We start from the raw sequence: 17,907 nt of genomic DNA, 5'->3' as shown, positions 1-17,907 counted from the left end.
CGGGTGGCTGTGATCCCCGGGGCCTTCGCCGTGCCTCGCCGGTGAGGGAGCGCCCCCGGGGATGCGTCGGGAATTCTTGACGCGTCGGGGATTCCCGACGCATCATGGCGTCATGCCTGCCGACGTGTTCGGCGTGCTGGCTAGCCCAGTGCGCCGCAGACTGCTCGAGAGCCTGCGTGAAGGTCCGCGCTCCACAGGGGAGCTGGCCGGGATGTTCGAGCTCGGGAGGCCCGCGGTCTCCGAGCACCTGGCGGTGCTCCGTACCGCCGGACTGGTGCGCGAGGAGCCACGCGGCCGCCACCGCTTCTACCACCTCGAACCGGCACGGCTGGCCGAGGTGAGCGAGTGGCTGCACCCGTTCGAGCACTACTGGAAGCAGCGTCTGCACGCGCTGTCCGATCTCCTGGACGAGGACCACGAGACATGACCGAGAGCAACACGATCACCTGCGAGACGTTCCTTCCCCACCCGCCGGCCGCGGTCTGGAAGGCCCTGACCGACCCCGACCTGCACGCCCGCTGGTGGGCCGCCGGTGACATCAAGCCCGTGGTCGGGCACCGCTTCACCCTGGACATGGGGAACTTCGGCAGTCAGCCCTGCGAGGTGACCGAGGTGGACGACCAGCGGCTGCTGGCCTACCGGTTCGCCGAAGGCACGCTCGACACCACCATCACCTGGACGCTGCACCCGGAGGGCCGGGGCACCCGCCTCGTCCTCACCCACGCGGGCTTCGACCTCGACTCCCCGATGGGCCGCCAGGCGTACGACGGCATGGGCAAGGGCTGGCCCCACGTCCTGAACCGCCTGGCACCCGTCCTGGGCGAGGCCGCCCAGGGCTGAGCGACGTACCGGAGGGTGACGCCCGGCCCGCCGCTGCGCCAGGGGCCGCTGTCAGACCCCCGTGCCACCATCGGTCGCATGGACAGGACGCGGCAGGTGCGGCTCGCCAAGGACGCCATGGACCGGGACTGGGCCGACCCCGGCCTCGACCTGGACACCGTCGCCGCGCACGCCGGGTACTCGCGGTACCACTTCATCCGGGCCTTCAAGGAGGCCTACGGCGAGACCCCCGGCCAGTACCTGACCCACCGCCGTATCGAACGGGCCGAGGACCTGCTGCGTACGGCCGACCTCTCCGTCACGGAGATCTGCCACCTGGTCGGCTTCAGCAGCGTCGGCACCTTCTCGGCGCGCTTCAAGGCCTGGACCGGGCTGCCCCCGAGTGAGTACCGCATCCGGCACGTCGGCCGGGGAGCCGCCCTCGTCCCCGGCTGCTACGCGATGCTCTGGGCGGGCGGATTCCGCTCCGGCCCCGGCGCCGGGCCCGCTCCCCGCAAGGAGAGCAATTCCGGAGAAGCGGGCTGACGGACCCGCTGCCTACCGTGGCAGGGCAAGCAGCGACCGCCGCGGAGCAGCAGGAGCACGCCATGATCAAGGGTCTCGCCATCGCGACCGTCTGGGTCCTCGACCAGGACCGGGCCAGGGAGTTCTACACGGAGAAGCTGGGTCTGGAGGTCCGTACGGACATGACCATGGGGGAGGGCGGCATGCGCTGGCTCACGGTCGGCGCGCCGAACCAGCCCGACGTGGAGCTCACCCTGATGGTGCCGAGCGGGCCCGCGATGGACCCGGAGTCCGCCGAGATGCTCAAGAAGCTGGTCACCAAGGGAGTGCTCGGCGCGGGTGTGCTGACCACCGACGACATCCACGGCGACTACCGGAAGCTCAAGGACCGGGGCGTGGAGTTCCTCCAGGAGCCGCAGGAGCGCCCCTACGGCACGGAGGCGCTGTTCCGCGACGACTCGGGCAACTGGTTCTCCTTCACCCAGCCCCGCGAGGGCGGCCTCGACCCGGACCAGGACTGGTCCTGCTGACCGCGCACCGGTACCCGTCCTACGAGGCCGGCAGCACCGGGTAGCTGCCCGTGTTCGTCGGCGCGTGCTCCGGCAGCCACAGCACCGCCACCGCCCCCTCGGCCCGCACGTCCTGGGGCGCGCCCGGGGTGCGGACGTTGCGGAAGGTCAGCCGGGCGCCCAGCACCCGGGCCTGGCCGGCCGCGATGGTCAGGCCCAGGCCGTGCCCGTGCCCGGCCCGGTCCGCGCTGCCGGTGCGGAAGCGGCTCGGCCCCTCGGCGAGCAGGTCCTCCGGGAAGCCCGGCCCGTGGTCGCGCACCCGGATGACCCGGCCCTCGACGGTGACCTCGATGGGCGGCCTGCCGTGCCGCGCCGCGTTGGCCAGCAGGTTGAACAGCACGCGCTCCAGCCGCCGGGGGTCGGTGGTGACCTCCGACTCGTGCACGATCCGCACCTGGATGCCGGGGTCCTTGGCCGCCACCCGCCGGGCGACGAACTCGCCCAGCATCAGGTCCTGGAGTTCCGCCCGTTCCGAGGCACCGTCCAGCCGGGCCACCTCCAGCACGTCCTCGACGAGGGTGCGCATGGCCTTGGCCCGGTCCAGCACCAGCTCGGTCGGGCGGCCGGGCGGCAGCAGTTCGGCGGCGGTCAGCAGCCCGGTCACCGGGGTGCGCAGCTCGTGCGCGATGTCCGCGGTGACCCGCCGCTCGGCCTCGATGCGCTGGCGCAGGGCGTCGGCCATGGCGTCCACGGCGCTCGCCAGGTCGTCGGTCTCGTCCCGCACGACCCCGCCCATGGCGTCCCGCACCCGGACGTCCGTCTCGCCGCCCGCGAGCTGGTTCGCCGCGACGGCCGCCTTGCGCAGCCGCCGGGACAGGTGCCCGCCGATCAGCACACCGAGCGCGCTGCCGCCGAGGACGACCGCGATGGATCCGATGATCAGCGCCTGGTCCAGGTCCTGCAGGATGTCGGAGCTGCGGTCGGTGAAGCCCGAGTGCAGCGACATCACCTGCCCGTTCTTCAGCGGCACGGCGGCCCATATGTCGGGCACGTCGCCGGGCCGGTCGGCCACGTAGGTCGCCCGCTGGCCCGCTTCGACCCGCTCGCGCAGCTCCGGCGGCAGAGCCGGGTCGTTGATCTTCGTGTTGGGGAAGTTCATCCGCCCCGACAGCTCGAAGTTGCGCTGGGCGATCATGATGCGCTCGTCGGCGAGGTCGCGGGCGTTGTCCAGCATCGACACCCGGGCGGCGTTGTGCACCACGAGGCTCAGCGCGACGGCCACCAGCGCCCCGACCAGCGCGATGGCCGCGCTCAGCTTCCATCTCAGACCCGTACGGATCCCCGCGCGCTCCAGCCCCGCGGCGACCAGCCGCCGGAAGTGCCCCCTCATACCCCGCTCAGGCCTTCAGCTTGTAACCGAAACCGCGGACGGTCTCGATCCGGTCCTGCCCGATCTTCTGCCGCAGCCGCTGCACATGGACGTCGACCACGCGGGTGTCCCCGCCCCAGCCGTAGTCCCACACCCGCTCCAGCAGCTTGTCGCGGGAGAGCACGGTGCCGGGCGCGGAGGAGAACTCCAGCAGCAGCCGCATCTCGGTCGGGGTCAGCGCCACCGGCCGGCCCGACCGGCGCACCTCCATGCCCTCGGTGTCCACCTCCAGGTCCCCGAAGGTCAGCGCCCCGCCGCCGCCTGGGCCGGCCGGGTCCGCGGACCGGTCGCCGCCGGCGTGCCCGAAGCGGCGCAGCACCGCGCGGATCCGGGCGACCAGCACGGCCCCGTCGAACGGCTTGGTCACGTAGTCGTCGGCACCCGCCTCCAGGCCCAGGACGACGTCGATGGAGTCGGCGCGGGCCGACAGCATGATGACGGGCACGGTCGACTCGTCCCGGATGCGGCGGCACAGGCTGACCCCGTCGAGCCCGGGCACCATGACGTCCAGCAGGGCGATGTCGGGGCGGTCCGCCCGGAACGCCTCCAGGCCCGACAGGCCGTCGGGCATGGCGGTGACCGCGAAGCCGTCCCGTTCCAGGGCGAGCTGCGTGGCCTCGCGGATGACGTCGTCGTCCTCGACGAACAGGACGTGGGTCTGCTCTGCCATCCCGGTGCTCTCAGTCCTTCGTGGTCCGTGGGGTGCTTGTCTTCACTGGGACGCACGGGCCGTGCGCCGCGTTCACCGGCCCGGCCGTCACCGACCGGATCCGCCGGCCGCCCCGCGTCAGCTCGCGGGGACCGGCGTCGCGCTGTCGCCGGCGACCTTCCCGTAGTCGTTGTGCGTGCGGTACTTCTCGGTGAAGCGGCCGGACGCCCACCGGTAGGTGATCACGTGCTCGCCGGAGGGGCTCGACACCGGGTCGCCCCGCTCGTAGACCTGCTTGGTCACCACCAGGTCGCCGCGGTCGATCTCCGCGTAGACGGGCGGCTCCTCGGCCTTGAACACGTTCTTGTACGAGCCGTCGTGCTCGCGGTACACGTAGCTGCCCACACCCACCGCGTCACCGCAGGTCAGCACGTTCACCACGATGTCGTCGGCCGACCCGCCGGTGAGGTTGCCGTAGGAGACGTCGACCGGGTACTCGTCGGCGACGCACGGCTTGAGGTCGCGCTTCACCTCGGGGGCGACCTTCGGGTCGTCCTTGAGGAGCGCGACCGCGTTCACGTTCTCGGGCGTCTTCGACGGTGCGGCGGACGGCGTGGCGGCGGCGGCGCCGGCCACCGAGTCGGCGTGCGCCGGGCCTTCGTCGCGGGCGCCGGTGCCGCCCGCACCGCACCCCGACACCAAAAGGGCGAGGGCGGTGGGCACGGCCAGTGCCGTGCCCACCGCCTGAACGCCACTGCGGGTCCGTACGGACCCCCCGCCGGTCAGGCCGCGCACCGCTCCCGCTCCTCACGCTCCAGCGCGCGTGCGTCCAGATCGCGGGACTCCAGCTCCTCGCGGAGCCGGGCGAGCGCCCGGTGCAGCGTGCTCTTGACCGTTCCGGCCGACATGCCGAGGGCGGCGGCCGTCTCCTCCGTGGACATCTGCTCCCAGTGTCGCAGCACCACGACACTGCGCTGCTTGGGGGCGAGCACCCGCAGGATGTCCATCAGCAGGGCGCGGTCCGCGTGCTGCTCGGTGGCGTCGTCGACCGAGGCGTCCGGGAGCTGCTCCGTCGGGACCTCCTCCAGCTTCCGCGCCCGCCACCACTCGGTCCGGGTGTTGATCATCACCCGGCGCAGGTAGGCGTCCGCCAGCCGCTTGTCCTCGATCGTCTCCCAGCGCCCGTACGTCCGCACCAGCGCCGTCTGGAGCAGGTCCTGCGCGTCGGTGGGGTCCGGGACCAGGCGGCGGGCGCTGCGCAGCAGCGCGTCCTGCCGGGTGCGCACGTACTCCTCGAACTCGAGCACCTCGCCCTGCGCCATGGTGAACCGCCTCCCGTTTCCCCGTCCGGGCCGGCTCCCCGCCGCCCGTGCACTGCCTGTGGTCCTCAGTCGTCCCGGGTTGGCCGGGAACGTGTTCGAAGGTACGGAGGCCGTGTCACGGCACTGTCCGAGGCAGCCTGCGGCCAGCACTCGGCTGTCCGTCGGTTGTGTAACGGAAGTCGGAACAGGGTAAAGACGCGGGGGAGTTGGAAGGCGTTTGGGGTGATTTGTCCCGGCGAACGCCGTGACGTACGCGGTGGTGAGGAGCCGCCTTCGTGGTCCGTCCGTGGGTCTCAGGTCAGCGGCAGCCGGTAGGACCCGCCGGGCATCGGCTCCACCAGACCGTCGGCGACGAGCCCGTCCAGGGCGCGGGCCCGCTGCACCGGCTCGTGCCACACCCGGTCCAGGGCCGCCTGCGGCACCGGCCCGGGCGCCTCGCGCAGCACGGCGAGCAGCCGCCCCCGCACCTGCCGGTCGGTGCCCGCGTACGTCTGGCCCCGGCGCGGCGGCCCGTCGTGCGCCGGCTTGCCCGCCAGCCGCCACGCGCAGCTCGCGGCGATCGGGCAGCGGTGGCAGGACTCGTTCTTCGCCGTGCACACCAGCGCGCCCAGCTCCATGGAGGCGGCGGCCCAGCGCGCGGCGGTCGCCTCGTCCTCCGGCAGCAGGGCGCGGGCCAGCTTGCGCTCGGCGGCGGTGGTGGCGTTCGGCGGGTACTGCGTCCCGGTGACCGCGCGGGCGAAGACCCGGCGCACATTGGTGTCCAGCACCGGGTGGCGCTGCCCGTAGGCGAAGGAGGCGACGGCGGCGGCCGTGTACTCGCCGATGCCGGGCAGGGCCAGCAGCTGCGCGTGATCGGCCGGCACGTCCCCGCCGTGCCGTTCCGTTATGGCGACGGCGGCGCCGTGCAGCCGCAGGGCCCGGCGCGGGTAGCCGAGCCGGCCCCAGGCGCGGACGGCCTCGCCGGGGGCCTCCTTGGCCAGGTCGGCGGGGCGCGGCCAGCGGCTCAGCCACTGCTCGTAGACGGGCAGCACACGGCTCACCGGCGTCTGCTGGAGCATGAACTCACTGACCATCACGCCCCAGGCCCCGGCCTCGGGGCGCCGCCACGGCAGGTCGCGGGCGTTCTCGTCGAACCAGTCGATGACGGGGGAGTGCAGGTCGGCACCGAGGGGCGTGCCGGGGGTGGCCGGGCCGGCGGGGGAGGGGACGGGGTGCGAGGGCTTCGTGGGAGCAGTCATGGCCTTCCGATGGTGCCACGCGGGGCCGCCGATCCGGGCACACCGCCACCCGCGGGGCCACGCCGGACCGGTGATCGCCACCGGTCCGGCCCCGCCGCGCCGCGCGGGCGCCCCGCGCGGGCGCCGACGCCGCTCCGCCCGGCGCGCTGCCGCTCCGCCCGGCGCGCTGCCGCTCTGCCCGGCGCGCTGCCACTCCGCCCGGCGTGCCGGGGGCGTCGCGCGCCCGGGGCGTGCCGGGCGCGTCGCCCTCCGCCGCGAGCGGGTTCGCCGCACCGCGCGGCTTGCCGCACCGCGCGAGCAACTCGCGCCCCGCACCGTGCAGTCGGGGGCGGTCGCGCGCCCGGGACCGCGGACGCCTGCGCACGGCAACGGACTTGGGCGCCCCGCCACTCCCGGCCGCCCCTGCCATGGCCAGAGGTGCAAGGCATGCGATCGCGAAGTGGGCGTCCCCGAATCCGGTGATCACGCTCGGTAGGCGGCGAGTCGATCTCGTCACCGTGCGCGATCACCGCGCCCGCATCCCGCGAACGACGGGGGTGGCCACGGCACTTCCGGAATGATGATCCGGAAAAGTTGAGGTCCGAACGGCGGGTGAAACGGGTGAACGCGCCGAACTCTCGTAAGGTTTGCGGCGTGGGATCTCTGCGCAATCCGGTCGGTCCGCTTCCCTCCTCCATCTACTGGCGCAGGAGGGTCGTACTCGTGTCCGTGGTCGCCGTGTTGGCGCTGCTGATCGCCTGGATCGTGTCCGTGGGCGGTGGTGGCGGCGACGGTGACGGCAACGGCGCCGACGGCAAGAATCCCGCGCCCTCCATCACGCCCGGCCCGTCCGGTTCCGGCCCGGCGATCAGCCAAGCCCCCGGCGGCCGCGACGAGTCGGAGGACCCGGGCACGGGCGGCTCGTCCGCCGGGTCCGGCGGCGGCTCCGGCGGGGGCTCGGGCGGCGGTTCCGGTGCGGGCTCCGGTGGCGGCTCGGGCTCCGGCGGCTCCCAGGGCGTGGGCGGCACCGGCGGCTCCGGCGGCGGCACCGGGACGGGCGTCGGCGCGGGCGACACCCTGCCGGCCGGGTCCACCCTGCCCAACTGCACGCCCAGCGCGGTGAAGTTCAGCCTCCGCAGCCGCCACAACACCTACGACCCCGACCAGACGCCCACGTTCCTGCTGACCGCGCGGAACGTCTCGGACAACGACTGCAAGGTCGATCTCGGGCCGGAGAGCGCGGTGTTCACCATCTCCCAGGCCGACAGCGACGACGACTACTGGTCCTCCGAGGACTGCCCCAAGGCCGCCGCGCACCAGTTGTTCCGGGTCCCCTCGGACAGCGGCATCACCTACACGGTGAAGTGGAACCGCAAGCCGAGCGCCGCCGAGTGCGCCACCCCGCCGGCCGGTTCGGCGAAGCCGGGCACGTACCTGGTCGAGGCGAAGGCACCGGGCTTCGCCAAGGTGCAGACGTCCTTCGTCCTGTCGGCCGACTAGGGGCGGCCGACTAGGGGCGGCCGGCCCGATCCTGCCGGACCTCGCCGCCGCGTGCGGGGCGAGAACCGAAGGCCCGCCCCGGACCCGCCCCGGGGGACGGGCGGGTGCGGGGCGGGGGGAGGGTGGCTTCAGGCGTCGCGGCGCCGCGTGACCAGGTATCCGGCGGTCACGGCGGCCGCGGCCCAGGCGGCGAGCACGCCCAGGCCGGTCCAGGCGTTCAGGACGGTGTCGTCCGGCTGGTCCCGGTAGAGGATGAGCCCGCCGGCCACGTCGGGCAGGAACTGGGCCACGTCCCGGACCCCCGGGATGCTGTTCAGGATCGTCGAGATCATGAAGAACAGCGGCACCAGGATGCCCATGGTCAGCGCCGAACTGCGCAGGACGCTCGCCAGTCCCATGGCGAAGACGCAGAGCAGCGTGGTGTACAGCACCGCTCCCACCAGGCAGCGCGGCACCCCGTCGTCGAGGACCGAGACGTTCCGCGCGTCGCCCATCACCAGCTGGGTGGCGAGGAAGCCGACCGTCACGACGAGGGTGGAGACCACCAGGGCGGTCGCCGCGCCGGTGAGGATCTTCGCGCCGTAGAAGACGCCGCGCCGGGGCACCGCGGCGAGGGACGTGCGGATCGTCCCCGACGCGTACTCCTGCGTCACGACGAGCACGCCGAAGACCACGAGCGCGATCAGTCCGAGGCGCAGCCCGCTGAAGCCGGCGGCCACCGGGTCGAAGCTCTTGAGCGCTTCGGCGTCCTGGGCGGAGCCGCGCAGGTAGGAGCCGGTGAGGACGGCGACCGCCACCGTCGCCAGGAAGTACGAGACGAGGCACCACACCGTCGCCCGGACCGTGCGGATCTTCACCCACTCGAAGGCCATCGCGCTGCTGATCGCGGTCATCACCGGCTCGCCCCCTGTCCGGCCCGGTACTCGACGGTGCCACCGGTGAGCTGCATGAACGCCTGCTCCAGTGAGGCCGTTCGCGGGCTGATCTCGTACACGGTCACGCGCTCCTCGGCCACCAGGGCGCCGATCCTCTCCTGGGTCGTCCCGGTCGCCTCGATCGCCCCGTCGGCACCGGCGGCTGCGGAGATGCCCGCGGCGTCCAGCACGTCGAGCAGGCGCTCCGGCTGCGGTGTGCGGATCCGGATGGCGGAGCGGGAGTGGCGGGTGACGAACTCGGTCGTGGAGGTGTCGGCCAGCAGCCGTCCGCGGCCGATCACGATCAGGTGGTCGGCGGTCAGCGCCATCTCGCTCATCAGGTGGCTGGAGACGAGGACCGTACGGCCGTCGGCGGCCAGCTTCTTCATCAGCTCACGTATCCACAGGACCCCTTCGGGGTCGAGTCCGTTGACCGGCTCGTCGAGCAGCAGCACGTCCGGGTCGCCGAGCAGCGCGGCGGCGATGCCGAGCCGTTGCGCCATGCCGAGCGAGAGCACTTTGGCCCGCTTGCCGGCCACCGCGGACAGGCCGACGGTCTCGAGGACCTCGTCGACGCGCCGCTCGGGGATCCGGTTGCTGCGGGCGAGCCCCAGCAGATGACCGCGGGCGGTGCGGCCGCCGTGCAGGGCCTTGGCGTCGAGCAGCGCGCCGACCGTGCACAGCGGCCGCGGCAGGTCCGCGTACCGTCTGCCGTCGATGAGCGCCTGTCCGGCGGTGGGCCGGTCGAGGCCGATCAGTGTGCGCATGGTCGTCGACTTGCCGGCTCCGTTGGGACCGAGGAAACCGGTCACCCGCCCGGGTTCGACGCGGAAGGAGAGCCCGTCGACGGCGAGGGTGTCTCCGTAGCGTTTGGTCAGGTCCTTCACTTCGATCATGACTGTCCCCCTGCTGCTGTCGTGGTCCACGCGGCGACCGTGCGGGCCTCGCGGCCCGGGCCGGCGGTGGGCCGGTCTACTCGTCGGTCACGGGTTCCGCCGCCGTGCGGGCCACCGCGGCGATGCGTTCCAGGGCGGCCGCGTGCCGGCGGAACGCCTCCCGTCCCTGCCCGGTCAGCCGCAGATGGGTACGGCGGGGACGCCCCTGGCTCTTGCGCACCTCGACGTACTCCTCGGCCGCCAGCGCGGAGACCTGCTTGGACAACGCCGAGTCGCTGGTGCCGATCGCATCGCGCAGGAAGCCGAACTCCACCCAGGAAGCGGGCGCCAGCAGCGCGACGATCGACAGCCGCGCGGGCACGTGCAGGAACTCGTCGAAGTCCGGGTCCATCAGCCTCGCCGGCCTTCCTTGCGTACAAGTGCCTCGAACAGGGAACGCGTCCACTGCGCACCCGGCACGCTGGCGAGCGCGAGCACCACGCCGGCGAGGGTGTGCGGGGCCGGCGCACCGGCGGCGGAGGCGGCGGCCGAGAGGCCCATGAAGGTTCCGATGAGGATTGCTGTCACGGCCAATGCGAACACCTGCTCTACGGCGCTCGGCCGCCGGCGCACCGCCGAGCTCCGCCGGTGCAGCACCCACTGCGCGGCGGCCAGCAGGGCGAGCGGCACGATCATCGCCCCGTTCCACGGCGTGGGCAGATCGAACGAGAGGCAGACCAGGAAGATCATCGACGCCGCGATCAGCACCACCGGTCTGGAGAAGCCCTGACGGGCATATGCATGCCGGGTCTGGTCCTGGCGGCGGCGAATGTCGTCGAGTGCGGCCTGCGCGTCGTCGGAGGTCATGCGTGCCCCTCGCTCGTGCGTACTTTCCTGTCAGGAAAGTACCACCTACTTTCCTGACAGGAAAGTACTTCGGTGTGAGGTGGCTCACAGCAACCTTGTTCGGGCTTGCACGTGCGATCTCTCTGATCGAGGGTTGGGGCGTTCCGGTTGACCTACGGGGCACGCGTCCTGTCAGAAGGGGCACACACACCCTGAGTGCCTTGTCGCTGAACACAATTCACATACGGGGGACTACTTCATGCGCATGATCGTGCGTTGTACCGCTGCGCCCAGACGGAGAATCGGCGGCCCCGCGAAAGGCCGACACCCCCTCGCATCGTGACGGGGGGCGGGGAGATGCTCTTCAGGATTCTCGGTCCGCTCCGTGTCAGGGGGGACTTCGAGCAGTGCTCGCCCGTCCGGCGCGCGATCCTCACCGCCCTGCTGCTGCGGGCGGGCCAGCCCATGGGCATCGCGCAGCTGGCCGAACTGCTGTGGGACGAGCCGCCGGTGTCGGCGGTGGCGAACATCCGCAGCCACATCACCGGCCTGCGCCGCGACCTGGAGCGCGCGGCGACGGGGCTCAGCGGCAGGATCCGCACCCACCGCGGCAACCAGAGCGGCTACATGCTCGACGCCGCCCCCGAGGAGGTCGATCTGCCGACCTTCCTCTCGTACTCACGGCAGGGACGCAAGCTGCTGGCGCAGGGCGAGGCGGACCGTGCCATCGAGACGCTGGAGGAGGCCGTGACGCTCTGGCGCGGTCCGTTCGGCCAGGACCTGCCGCCGACCCGGTGGTTCGACGCCCACACCGCCGGCCTCAACAAGGCGCGACTGGACACCTACCAGGACCTGTTCACGGCCCGCATCCTCGCCGGCCGCACCGAGATGCTGTCGTACCAGATCGAGAGCCTCATCGCCGAGGCCGCCTACCAGCAGCGCCTGTGGGAGCTCCTGGCCGCGGTGCACTGCATCGAGGGCAACGCGGCCGACGCGCTGGCGGTCATCAAACGCTGCCAGAAGGTGTTCGTCGAGGACCTGGGCCTCAACCTCCCGCCGGACGTCGAGGCGATGCGGGCCGCCGCACTGGGCTGGGACCGCCAGCACGCGTTACGGCTGATCGCCGCCCGCACCCGGATGCTCAGTTTCAGCCCCGGCTGAGGCGGGGCCCGGCAGCGCCTCCAGGATCCGCAGGAGATCCCGGGCGGCCGCCTGCGGACCGTGCACCAGGCCGACTCCGGTGGCGTTGAGGACCACCTCGTCGACACCGGCGGCCCGGTACGCGGCGAGCCGCTCGTGGATCTCCCGGGCGCTGCCGTACAGGAACACGCCGCCGTCGATCAGCCGCGCCCCGTCCTCCGGCTCGCCGCGCACCTCGATGCCCGCCCGGCGCAAGGTCGCCTGGTAGTGCGGGAGTTGCGCGTGCGAGCCGCAGGCCGCGGCCGCGAGGTCGACGGCCTTGCGGTCCGGGCCCGACAGGGCGACGGGAACGATGGCCGTGACCTTCAGCGGCTCGGGCAGGGTGCGCCGGACCGCGCGCGCGGCCGGGATCAGGGTCTCGCCCAGGTACCGCGCCGACCCCATCCAGGTGATGGCGGTGTCGGCGACCTCGCCGGCCAGGGCGGCCATGCGTTCCCGCAGGACGCCGAGGCCCACGGACACCGGCGGCGCCGGCGTCCGGAAGAGACTCGCCGAGACGGAGTGGTACTCGCCGGCCAGGTCGACGTGCGTCCCGGCGAGCAGGCCGCGCACGATCGACACGTACTCCCGCGAAGCCCGCAACGGGCTCGCGTACGGCTTGCCCAGCAGGCTCTCCTGGAGCGACGCCGCGCCCGGCCCGAAGCCCGCGACCACCGGGTGCCCGGTGGCCAGGGCGACCGAACGGGCCTCCACAGCGGCGTGGAAGGGGGACCGGAAGGGCATCAGCGAGACCCCGAACCCCATCGGGACCCGGATGCCGATGCCCGAGAGCCAGCTCGCCAGGTGGTGGGACTCCAGGACCAGGCCCTGTCCCTGCCACAGGCGTTCCGCCGCCGTCCAGCGCACCAGATTGGCGAACGGCACCACCTGCTCGGGCCGGTTGGGCCCGAACGGCAGGAGGATCGAGTACCGCACTAGTTGCCCCGTTCCCGGCCGGACCGGACGTACAGGAGGCCGGAGGCGATCGCCCCCGCCGCGACCGCGAACACGGCCCCTCCGTAGTTGTCCTGGGTGATGGCGACGGCGGCGATGACGACACCGATGACCAGCGCGAAGCCCGCGCCCGTCTTGTTCTTCCTCATGACGGTTCTCCTGTCGCTGTCCCCGGGGGGACCTGGTGGGGGGTGGTGGTGCGGGTGGCCGCGCCCGTCAGCGCGACCGGGACGGCGGGGCCGTCCGTGCCCGAAGCGGCGGCGTGCAGCATCAGTTCGGTGTCGCCCACGCCGGCCCAGCCGAACATGTAGCCGAGCAGGGAGGTTCTGCCCACGGCGGAGGTGTGGAATCCCCTCGTCCGGGCTGCCGCCATGACCCGTTCCTGATGGTCGAACGCCCGGTCGAGGAGTGTGTCGTCGCCGAGCAGCCGGGCCGTCGCGATCAGGGACTGGACCACACCGCTGCTCCCGTGACACACCGACAGGTCCAGCGGCCCGTCCTCCGGAAGCCGGGTCGCCCGGTCCGCCAGGCGGGCCGCCAGGCCGTCCGAGAGCATCTCCCGCCGCCCGGCCGAGACCAGGATCTCGGCGGACGTCAGCAGCAGTCCGGCGGCGCCGTTGCACCAGCCCGGCACCGGTGGCTCGTCGCCGTCGGCCAGCCGTGCGGCCAGCCAGTCGGCCGACCCCCGGGCCGGCTTGTCGTCGCCCGTCACCCGGCCGACGCGGGCGGCGGCCCAGCGCAGCCCGAGGTCGCCGTGCGCCACGTCGTACCAGTGGAAGCCCGCGCGCGGGCGTTCGGCGTGGTCGAGGACGAGTGCCCGCAGCCGCGCCAGCCGGTCCGCGTCGACGAGCGGGGCCTCGCCCGACTCCAGCCGCGACAGCAGCAGCATGAGCAGACCGGCCGGCCCGTTGGCCAGGTCGGTGTCCCCGCCGCCCGCCCGGGCCCGCGCTTCGATGCCGTCCAGCACTCGTGCGAGCCGGCCGCGGTCCACCGCGTCGGGCCGGGTCAGCAGGAGCGAGGCCGCCCCGGTGAAGACGCCCTCCGGAACCTGGAGCAGCAGGTCGCCGTACCGTTCGAGCAGCGCGTCCAGCCCGCGGTCGGCGGCACGGTGGACCTCCCGCAGGCCCGGCTCGTGGCGGGCGGCGTTCGCCAGGAAGGCGACGATGCCGCCGTTGTCGTGGAAGGACACGAAGTTGCCCGGGGTGACGGTGGGGGCGTTCCGGTCCGGCCCGATCCCGCACACCCAGCCGGTCTGCGGACCGTCCGGGCCGTCGTACGACACTCCCACCGAGGCGATGACCCCGGCGATCCGCGACCACCGCTGCGACGGCGTGCCCGCGGCCGGGACACCGGCGAACACCCCCTGCCCGCACAGGCTTCCCGGCGCCTTCCCGCCGGCCAGTTCGCCGAAGCACTCCTCCAGCAGGAACCGGTGGAACGCGTCACCGCGCCGCGCGTTGAGGGCGAGCCCGCGGCGCGCGAAGTCGAGCGCGGAGTGCTTGTAGACGCCCGGGAACCGGCTCCCGGGCGTGGCCAGTTCCGTGGAACCGCCGGGGGCGACGAAGTACGGCACGTTCCCCGTGTGCAGATCGGCCTGCTCCCGCTCCCCGACGTACGCCGCGGCCTCGGGCGTGAGGTAGTCGGGGTAGGTGCCCAGCAGCCGGAAGATCCGCGCGGCCTCCTCGGGCCGCCCCAGGTAGTCCGGGTGGGTCGCCGCGTCCAGGAACCGGCTGTAGACCATCGTCGACCGGATCAGCACCCGCACCGGCATGTCCGGGTAGCCGTCGAGGACCTTCGCCAGCCGTTCGTCCCGCACGGCCGCCAGCGCGTCCGTGCAGCCCGCCAGGATGTCGGCGAAGTGGTCCAGGGGCGACAGCGCGTCGGCGCCGAGACGCGGGACGTTGTTCTTGTGCCGGTAGGTGACGTTCTCCCACTCCACGCGGATGCCGTCGGTGCCGGAGTCCCGGATCACCGGCCGGCGCATCTTCGAGGCCTGCTCGCCCTCGACGCCGACGCCCGCCATGTTCAGGTCGATGGGCGAGTCGGGGCTGGACATCGGCACGAGCATCGTCGAGGCCACGGAGAGCTTCAACTGGTTGATCAGCACGTGCGGCAGGGAGTCGTCGTCCACGCCGGCGTTGGGCCGGACCATGGTCTCCGTGTCGATCACGCACGGGTGCTCACCGGCCGCCAGGAGGTTCTCCTCGTGCAGGTCGGACGCGCCGATCGAGCCGAACAGCGTGCACAGGGCCCCGAACCGGTAGAAGTAGCGGGCCGGTTGGGCGGGGTCGTGCATCGGGCCGGGCTCGACGAACCGCTGCCAGCCGTGCGAGCCGATGGTGAGCGAGTCCGGCACACAGCCGCGCAGGGGGTGCTCGAGGTGGTGGTCCGCCACCGCGTACAGGTCGCGCACGAAGTCGTCGGAGACCAGCGGGCGCGGCTTGAACATGATCCTGGTGCCGTCCACCAGGCGCACGCCGACGACCTGCCGGTTGTCGTTGTGCAGGTCCGCGCCGGTGGCGAACAGCCCGGCCATGGCGGCCCCGCCGGACGGCAGCAGACCCGCGGCGGCCAGCGCGGCACGGTCCTCGACGAAGGCGGTGAACAGGTCGGCGTAGGCGTCGAGCGAGTTGCCGAGCACGGTCTCCAGCCTGTCCCGCAGCACCGGGTGGGCGTCGAGGAGCCGGCGGCTGACGGCCGGGTCCGACAGGTGGTCCCGGAACCGGCACAGGGCCCGGTCGCCCTCGGTGGTCAGGGGGAGCCCGCACTCCTCGCGGAAGGTGTGGAACGCGCCGATCAGCATGCGGAAGGCGTGCCCCTCGACGCTGCCGGCGAGGTCCTCCCACACCTGGTCCAGGAGCGGTTCGACGTGCTCCGGCGCGGCGGCCGCGGCGACGAGGCCGCGCAGCCGCCCGAGGACGCGGGCGCGGGGGATCAGCTGCGTGTAGAAGGGCAGGAACGCGGGGATCGCGACGTCCGGTGCGGTCATGCTCGCTCGCCTCCGACGAGTGCGTCCACGGGTTCCCCCGCGGTCAGTTCCGGCGTGGCCTCCGCGTACAGGTCCGCGTAGACCGCCCGCGCGGCCAGCAGTTCCTCGTGGGTGCCCTGCTCGACGACCCGGCCGCCGTCGAACACGTAGATGCGGTCCGCCGACCTGATGGTGGCCAGCCGGTGGGCGATGATCACCTGCGTGGCGCCGATGTCCCGGATGATCTCCGTGACCCGCCGCTCGTTCACGGTGTCGAGGGAGGCCGTCGCCTCGTCCATCACGAGGATCCGGGGCCGTTGCAGCAGGGCCCGCACGATCGCCAGGCGCTGGCGCTGCCCGCCGGAGAAGTTGGCCCCCATCTCCGACACCAGGGTCTTCAGCCCCATGGGCAGCTCCTCCAGGAAGTCGAGGATGCCGACGCTGTCGCAGTAGTCGCGGACCTGCTCCAGCGAGATGTCCTGGCCGAGCGTCAGGTTCTCGAGGATGGTGCGGTTGTGCAGGTGCACCTCCTGCGGGATGTACCCGATGGCCCGCCGCAGCGCGTCGCGGTCGTACTCGGCCATGGGCCGGCCGCCGAACCGGACACTGCCGGTGGTGGGTTCGTAGAGGCCGCAGATGATCCGGCCGAGTGTGCTCTTGCCCGAGCCCGAGCGGCCGACCAGGGCCACGCGGGCGCCCGGGGCGATGTCCAGCGAGACGTCGTGCAGGACCGGATCGCTGTGCTTGGTGTACCGGAAGCCGACCCCCTCCACCCGGATCGACGTCGAGTCGAGCTCGGTGCGGCTGCCTCCGGCCGGCTCGGACGGGGCGTCGGTGATGTCGTGCAGCCGCGCCAGGTACCGCGACGCCTCGTTGAACTCGGTGTACGTCTGGAACACCGACGTCGCCAGCGCGAAGTAGGTCGCGGACACCGCCTGCACGGCGATCGCGGCACCCAGCGAGATCTGGCCGCGGTTGACGAAGTACAGGCTGGCCAGCAGCAGCACCACGGGACCGAACATCTGCGTGGTCGTCGTCAACCCGGCGATACGGCCCTGCTGCAGCCGCATGCGCGCCTTCATCGCGTCGAGCGACTGGTGGTAGGTGGTGCTCCAGCTGTCGACGAACTGGTCGGCGTAGCCGCCCATCTTGATGGTGGGGATCGACACGATCGCGTCCAGCTGCGTGGACTGGCTCTTCGACAGGTGCGCGATCTCGGCGTCCACGGCCTCCAGCACCCGCACCCGGGTGAGCGCCAGATAGGCGGCGTTCAGCAGGAACAGCCCGGACGCGACGAGTCCCAGCCGCCACTCGGTGACGAAGAGGTACACGCTCACGCAGACCAGCGTCCCGACGTCCAGGATGCCCTGGGCGACGCGGGAGGACAGCAGGTCGCGGATCGAGTTCACGCTGTTGAGGCGGAACAGCAGTTCACCGGGTTGCCGGGTGGTGAAGAACCGGTACGGCAGGGACAGCAGCTTGCGGAACGTGTGGGTCATCAGGTGCCGGCCGAGCAGGGCGACCAGCGAGGACAGCACCGTGACCCGCACCAGGTGCAGCGCGAACCAGCCGACGGCCACCGCCAGCACCATCCCGACGACCTGGGACAGGTCGGCCAGCCCCGACCAGCGCGCGGTGCGGTCCACGGCCCACTCGGTGAGCATCGGGATGCCGAGCACGGCCCCGTATCCGCTGAGCGACAGCAGCGCGACCAGGGCGATCCGCTGCCGGGACCCCTCGGCGAACAGCGGCATGCCGCGCCACTCGGACAGGGGCCTGCCGCGGGTGCGCTCGAAGTCCGGCCCCGGTTCCGCGGCCAGTGCGATGTGGCTGAAGCCCGCCTCCAGCTCGTCGCGCTTGATCCGGCGGCGGCCCACGGCCGGGTCCATGACGACGGCCGTCTCGCCGTCGAACGTCTCCAGGACGACGAAGTGGTAGTCCTCCCAGTAGAGGATCACCGGGGCGGTGAACTTCTCCAGCGCGGAGACGTCCTTGATCCGGTACGCCTTGACGTCCATGCCCCGGGAGGCGAGGAACCGGCCGAGCTGCTGGGCGGACAGGCCGTCGCGGCCGGCGTCCATCGCCTCACGCGCGCTGGACAGTTCCTCGGCACGGCCGTGGTAGCGCAGCAGGGCGACGCAGGAGCACAGGCCGCACTCGGTCTGCGTGACCTGGGTGACGGTGGGTACGTGGCGTGCCAT

At 72.7% G+C, this 17,907-nt stretch carries 19 protein-coding genes; 6 read left to right on the top strand and 13 right to left on the bottom strand.

Translation table 11 applies throughout. From position 1 onward, the window contains the following. The first annotated feature begins 112 nt into the window (after nucleotides 1-112). The 4 genes from ACH4C6_RS13620 to ACH4C6_RS13605 all read left to right on the top strand — a co-directional run bounded on the left by ACH4C6_RS13620 (nucleotide 113) and on the right by ACH4C6_RS13605 (nucleotide 1,874). Complete coding sequence (locus tag ACH4C6_RS13620; RefSeq protein WP_398108761.1) at nucleotides 113-427, top strand: ArsR/SmtB family transcription factor; 315 nt, start codon at nucleotides 113-115, stop codon at nucleotides 425-427. Next, nucleotides 424-840 (top strand): SRPBCC domain-containing protein, encoded by a 417-nt coding sequence (locus ACH4C6_RS13615; RefSeq protein WP_398108760.1) that lies wholly within the window; start codon nucleotides 424-426, stop codon nucleotides 838-840. Before ACH4C6_RS13620 ends, ACH4C6_RS13615 begins: the two co-directional genes overlap by 4 nt. Nucleotides 841-918: 78 nt before the next feature. Further along, nucleotides 919-1,365 (top strand): helix-turn-helix transcriptional regulator, encoded by a 447-nt coding sequence (locus tag ACH4C6_RS13610; RefSeq protein WP_398108759.1) that lies wholly within the window; start codon nucleotides 919-921, stop codon nucleotides 1,363-1,365. A gap of 62 nt (nucleotides 1,366-1,427) precedes the next feature. Continuing rightward, entirely contained in the window at nucleotides 1,428-1,874 is a 447-nt protein-coding gene (locus tag ACH4C6_RS13605; protein WP_398109335.1) for a VOC family protein, read from the top strand. 19 nt (nucleotides 1,875-1,893) lie between these two features. On the opposite strand, the gene cseC is transcribed toward ACH4C6_RS13605, so the two are convergent. The 5 genes from cseC to ACH4C6_RS13580 form a co-directional block, all read right to left on the bottom strand. Beyond that, on the bottom strand, nucleotides 1,894-3,243 hold the full coding sequence (cseC, locus tag ACH4C6_RS13600) for a two-component system sensor histidine kinase CseC (protein WP_398108758.1): 1,350 nt from the start codon (nucleotides 3,241-3,243) through the stop codon (nucleotides 1,894-1,896). Between the two features lie 7 nt (nucleotides 3,244-3,250). After that, the gene (gene cseB / locus ACH4C6_RS13595; protein WP_398108757.1) at nucleotides 3,251-3,952 is read right to left on the bottom strand and encodes a two-component system response regulator CseB; all 702 of its coding nucleotides are present in this window, start codon (nucleotides 3,950-3,952) and stop codon (nucleotides 3,251-3,253) included. 117 nt (nucleotides 3,953-4,069) lie between these two features. Beyond that, nucleotides 4,070-4,726, bottom strand: coding sequence for a hypothetical protein (locus ACH4C6_RS13590; RefSeq protein ID WP_398108756.1), 657 nt, complete (start codon nucleotides 4,724-4,726; stop codon nucleotides 4,070-4,072). Next, nucleotides 4,714-5,253 carry a SigE family RNA polymerase sigma factor gene (locus ACH4C6_RS13585; RefSeq protein WP_398108755.1) on the bottom strand — a complete coding sequence of 180 codons (540 nt, stop codon included), beginning with the start codon at nucleotides 5,251-5,253 and terminating at the stop codon, nucleotides 4,714-4,716. Before ACH4C6_RS13585 ends, ACH4C6_RS13590 begins: the two co-directional genes overlap by 13 nt. Before the next feature lie 293 nt (nucleotides 5,254-5,546). After that, nucleotides 5,547-6,491, bottom strand: a complete 945-nt coding sequence (locus ACH4C6_RS13580; RefSeq protein WP_398108754.1) for an A/G-specific adenine glycosylase — start codon at nucleotides 6,489-6,491, stop codon at nucleotides 5,547-5,549. Between the two features lie 633 nt (nucleotides 6,492-7,124). On the opposite strand from ACH4C6_RS13580, the gene ACH4C6_RS13575 reads away from it, so the two are divergent. Further along, the gene (locus tag ACH4C6_RS13575) at nucleotides 7,125-7,970 is read left to right on the top strand and encodes a hypothetical protein (protein WP_398108753.1); all 846 of its coding nucleotides are present in this window, start codon (nucleotides 7,125-7,127) and stop codon (nucleotides 7,968-7,970) included. Nucleotides 7,971-8,098: 128 nt separating this feature from the next. Here ACH4C6_RS13575 and ACH4C6_RS13570 read toward each other — a convergent pair whose 3' ends face one another. The 4 genes from ACH4C6_RS13570 to ACH4C6_RS13555 all read right to left on the bottom strand — a co-directional run bounded on the left by ACH4C6_RS13570 (nucleotide 8,099) and on the right by ACH4C6_RS13555 (nucleotide 10,626). Next, complete coding sequence (locus ACH4C6_RS13570) at nucleotides 8,099-8,863, bottom strand: ABC transporter permease subunit (RefSeq protein WP_398108752.1); 765 nt, start codon at nucleotides 8,861-8,863, stop codon at nucleotides 8,099-8,101. Further along, nucleotides 8,863-9,780 (bottom strand): ATP-binding cassette domain-containing protein, encoded by a 918-nt coding sequence (locus ACH4C6_RS13565; protein WP_398108751.1) that lies wholly within the window; start codon nucleotides 9,778-9,780, stop codon nucleotides 8,863-8,865. Before ACH4C6_RS13565 ends, ACH4C6_RS13570 begins: the two co-directional genes overlap by 1 nt. A 76-nt stretch (nucleotides 9,781-9,856) precedes the next feature. Next, nucleotides 9,857-10,171 carry a transcriptional regulator gene (locus tag ACH4C6_RS13560; RefSeq protein ID WP_369198773.1) on the bottom strand — a complete coding sequence of 105 codons (315 nt, stop codon included), beginning with the start codon at nucleotides 10,169-10,171 and terminating at the stop codon, nucleotides 9,857-9,859. Continuing rightward, on the bottom strand, nucleotides 10,171-10,626 hold the full coding sequence (locus ACH4C6_RS13555) for a hypothetical protein (protein ID WP_398108750.1): 456 nt from the start codon (nucleotides 10,624-10,626) through the stop codon (nucleotides 10,171-10,173). Before ACH4C6_RS13555 ends, ACH4C6_RS13560 begins: the two co-directional genes overlap by 1 nt. A 336-nt stretch (nucleotides 10,627-10,962) precedes the next feature. On the opposite strand from ACH4C6_RS13555, the gene ACH4C6_RS13550 reads away from it, so the two are divergent. After that, complete coding sequence (locus ACH4C6_RS13550) at nucleotides 10,963-11,766, top strand: BTAD domain-containing putative transcriptional regulator (protein WP_398108749.1); 804 nt, start codon at nucleotides 10,963-10,965, stop codon at nucleotides 11,764-11,766. Here ACH4C6_RS13550 and ACH4C6_RS13545 read toward each other — a convergent pair. The 4 genes from ACH4C6_RS13545 to ACH4C6_RS13530 are packed head-to-tail and all read right to left on the bottom strand — an operon-like array spanning nucleotide 11,716 to nucleotide 17,907. Beyond that, nucleotides 11,716-12,720, bottom strand: coding sequence for an LLM class flavin-dependent oxidoreductase (locus tag ACH4C6_RS13545; RefSeq protein ID WP_398108748.1), 1,005 nt, complete (start codon nucleotides 12,718-12,720; stop codon nucleotides 11,716-11,718). The two genes, ACH4C6_RS13550 and ACH4C6_RS13545, sit on opposite strands and share 51 nt — an antisense overlap. Further along, the gene (locus ACH4C6_RS13540; protein WP_398108747.1) at nucleotides 12,720-12,887 is read right to left on the bottom strand and encodes a hypothetical protein; all 168 of its coding nucleotides are present in this window, start codon (nucleotides 12,885-12,887) and stop codon (nucleotides 12,720-12,722) included. Before ACH4C6_RS13540 ends, ACH4C6_RS13545 begins: the two co-directional genes overlap by 1 nt. Further along, nucleotides 12,884-15,727, bottom strand: a complete 2,844-nt coding sequence (locus tag ACH4C6_RS13535; RefSeq protein WP_398108746.1) for a DUF4135 domain-containing protein — start codon at nucleotides 15,725-15,727, stop codon at nucleotides 12,884-12,886. The genes ACH4C6_RS13540 and ACH4C6_RS13535 overlap by 4 nt, the downstream gene beginning before the upstream one ends. After that, complete coding sequence (locus ACH4C6_RS13530; protein ID WP_398108745.1) at nucleotides 15,724-17,907, bottom strand: peptidase domain-containing ABC transporter; 2,184 nt, start codon at nucleotides 17,905-17,907, stop codon at nucleotides 15,724-15,726. The genes ACH4C6_RS13535 and ACH4C6_RS13530 overlap by 4 nt, the downstream gene beginning before the upstream one ends.

It is taken from the genome of Streptomyces sp. NPDC017943 (assembly GCF_044328425.1).
Lineage (GTDB): Bacteria > Actinomycetota > Actinomycetes > Streptomycetales > Streptomycetaceae > Streptomyces > Streptomyces djakartensis_A.
The sequence above is the reverse complement of the archived record's forward strand: the minus strand, read 5'-3'. Positions and strand labels throughout refer to the sequence as shown.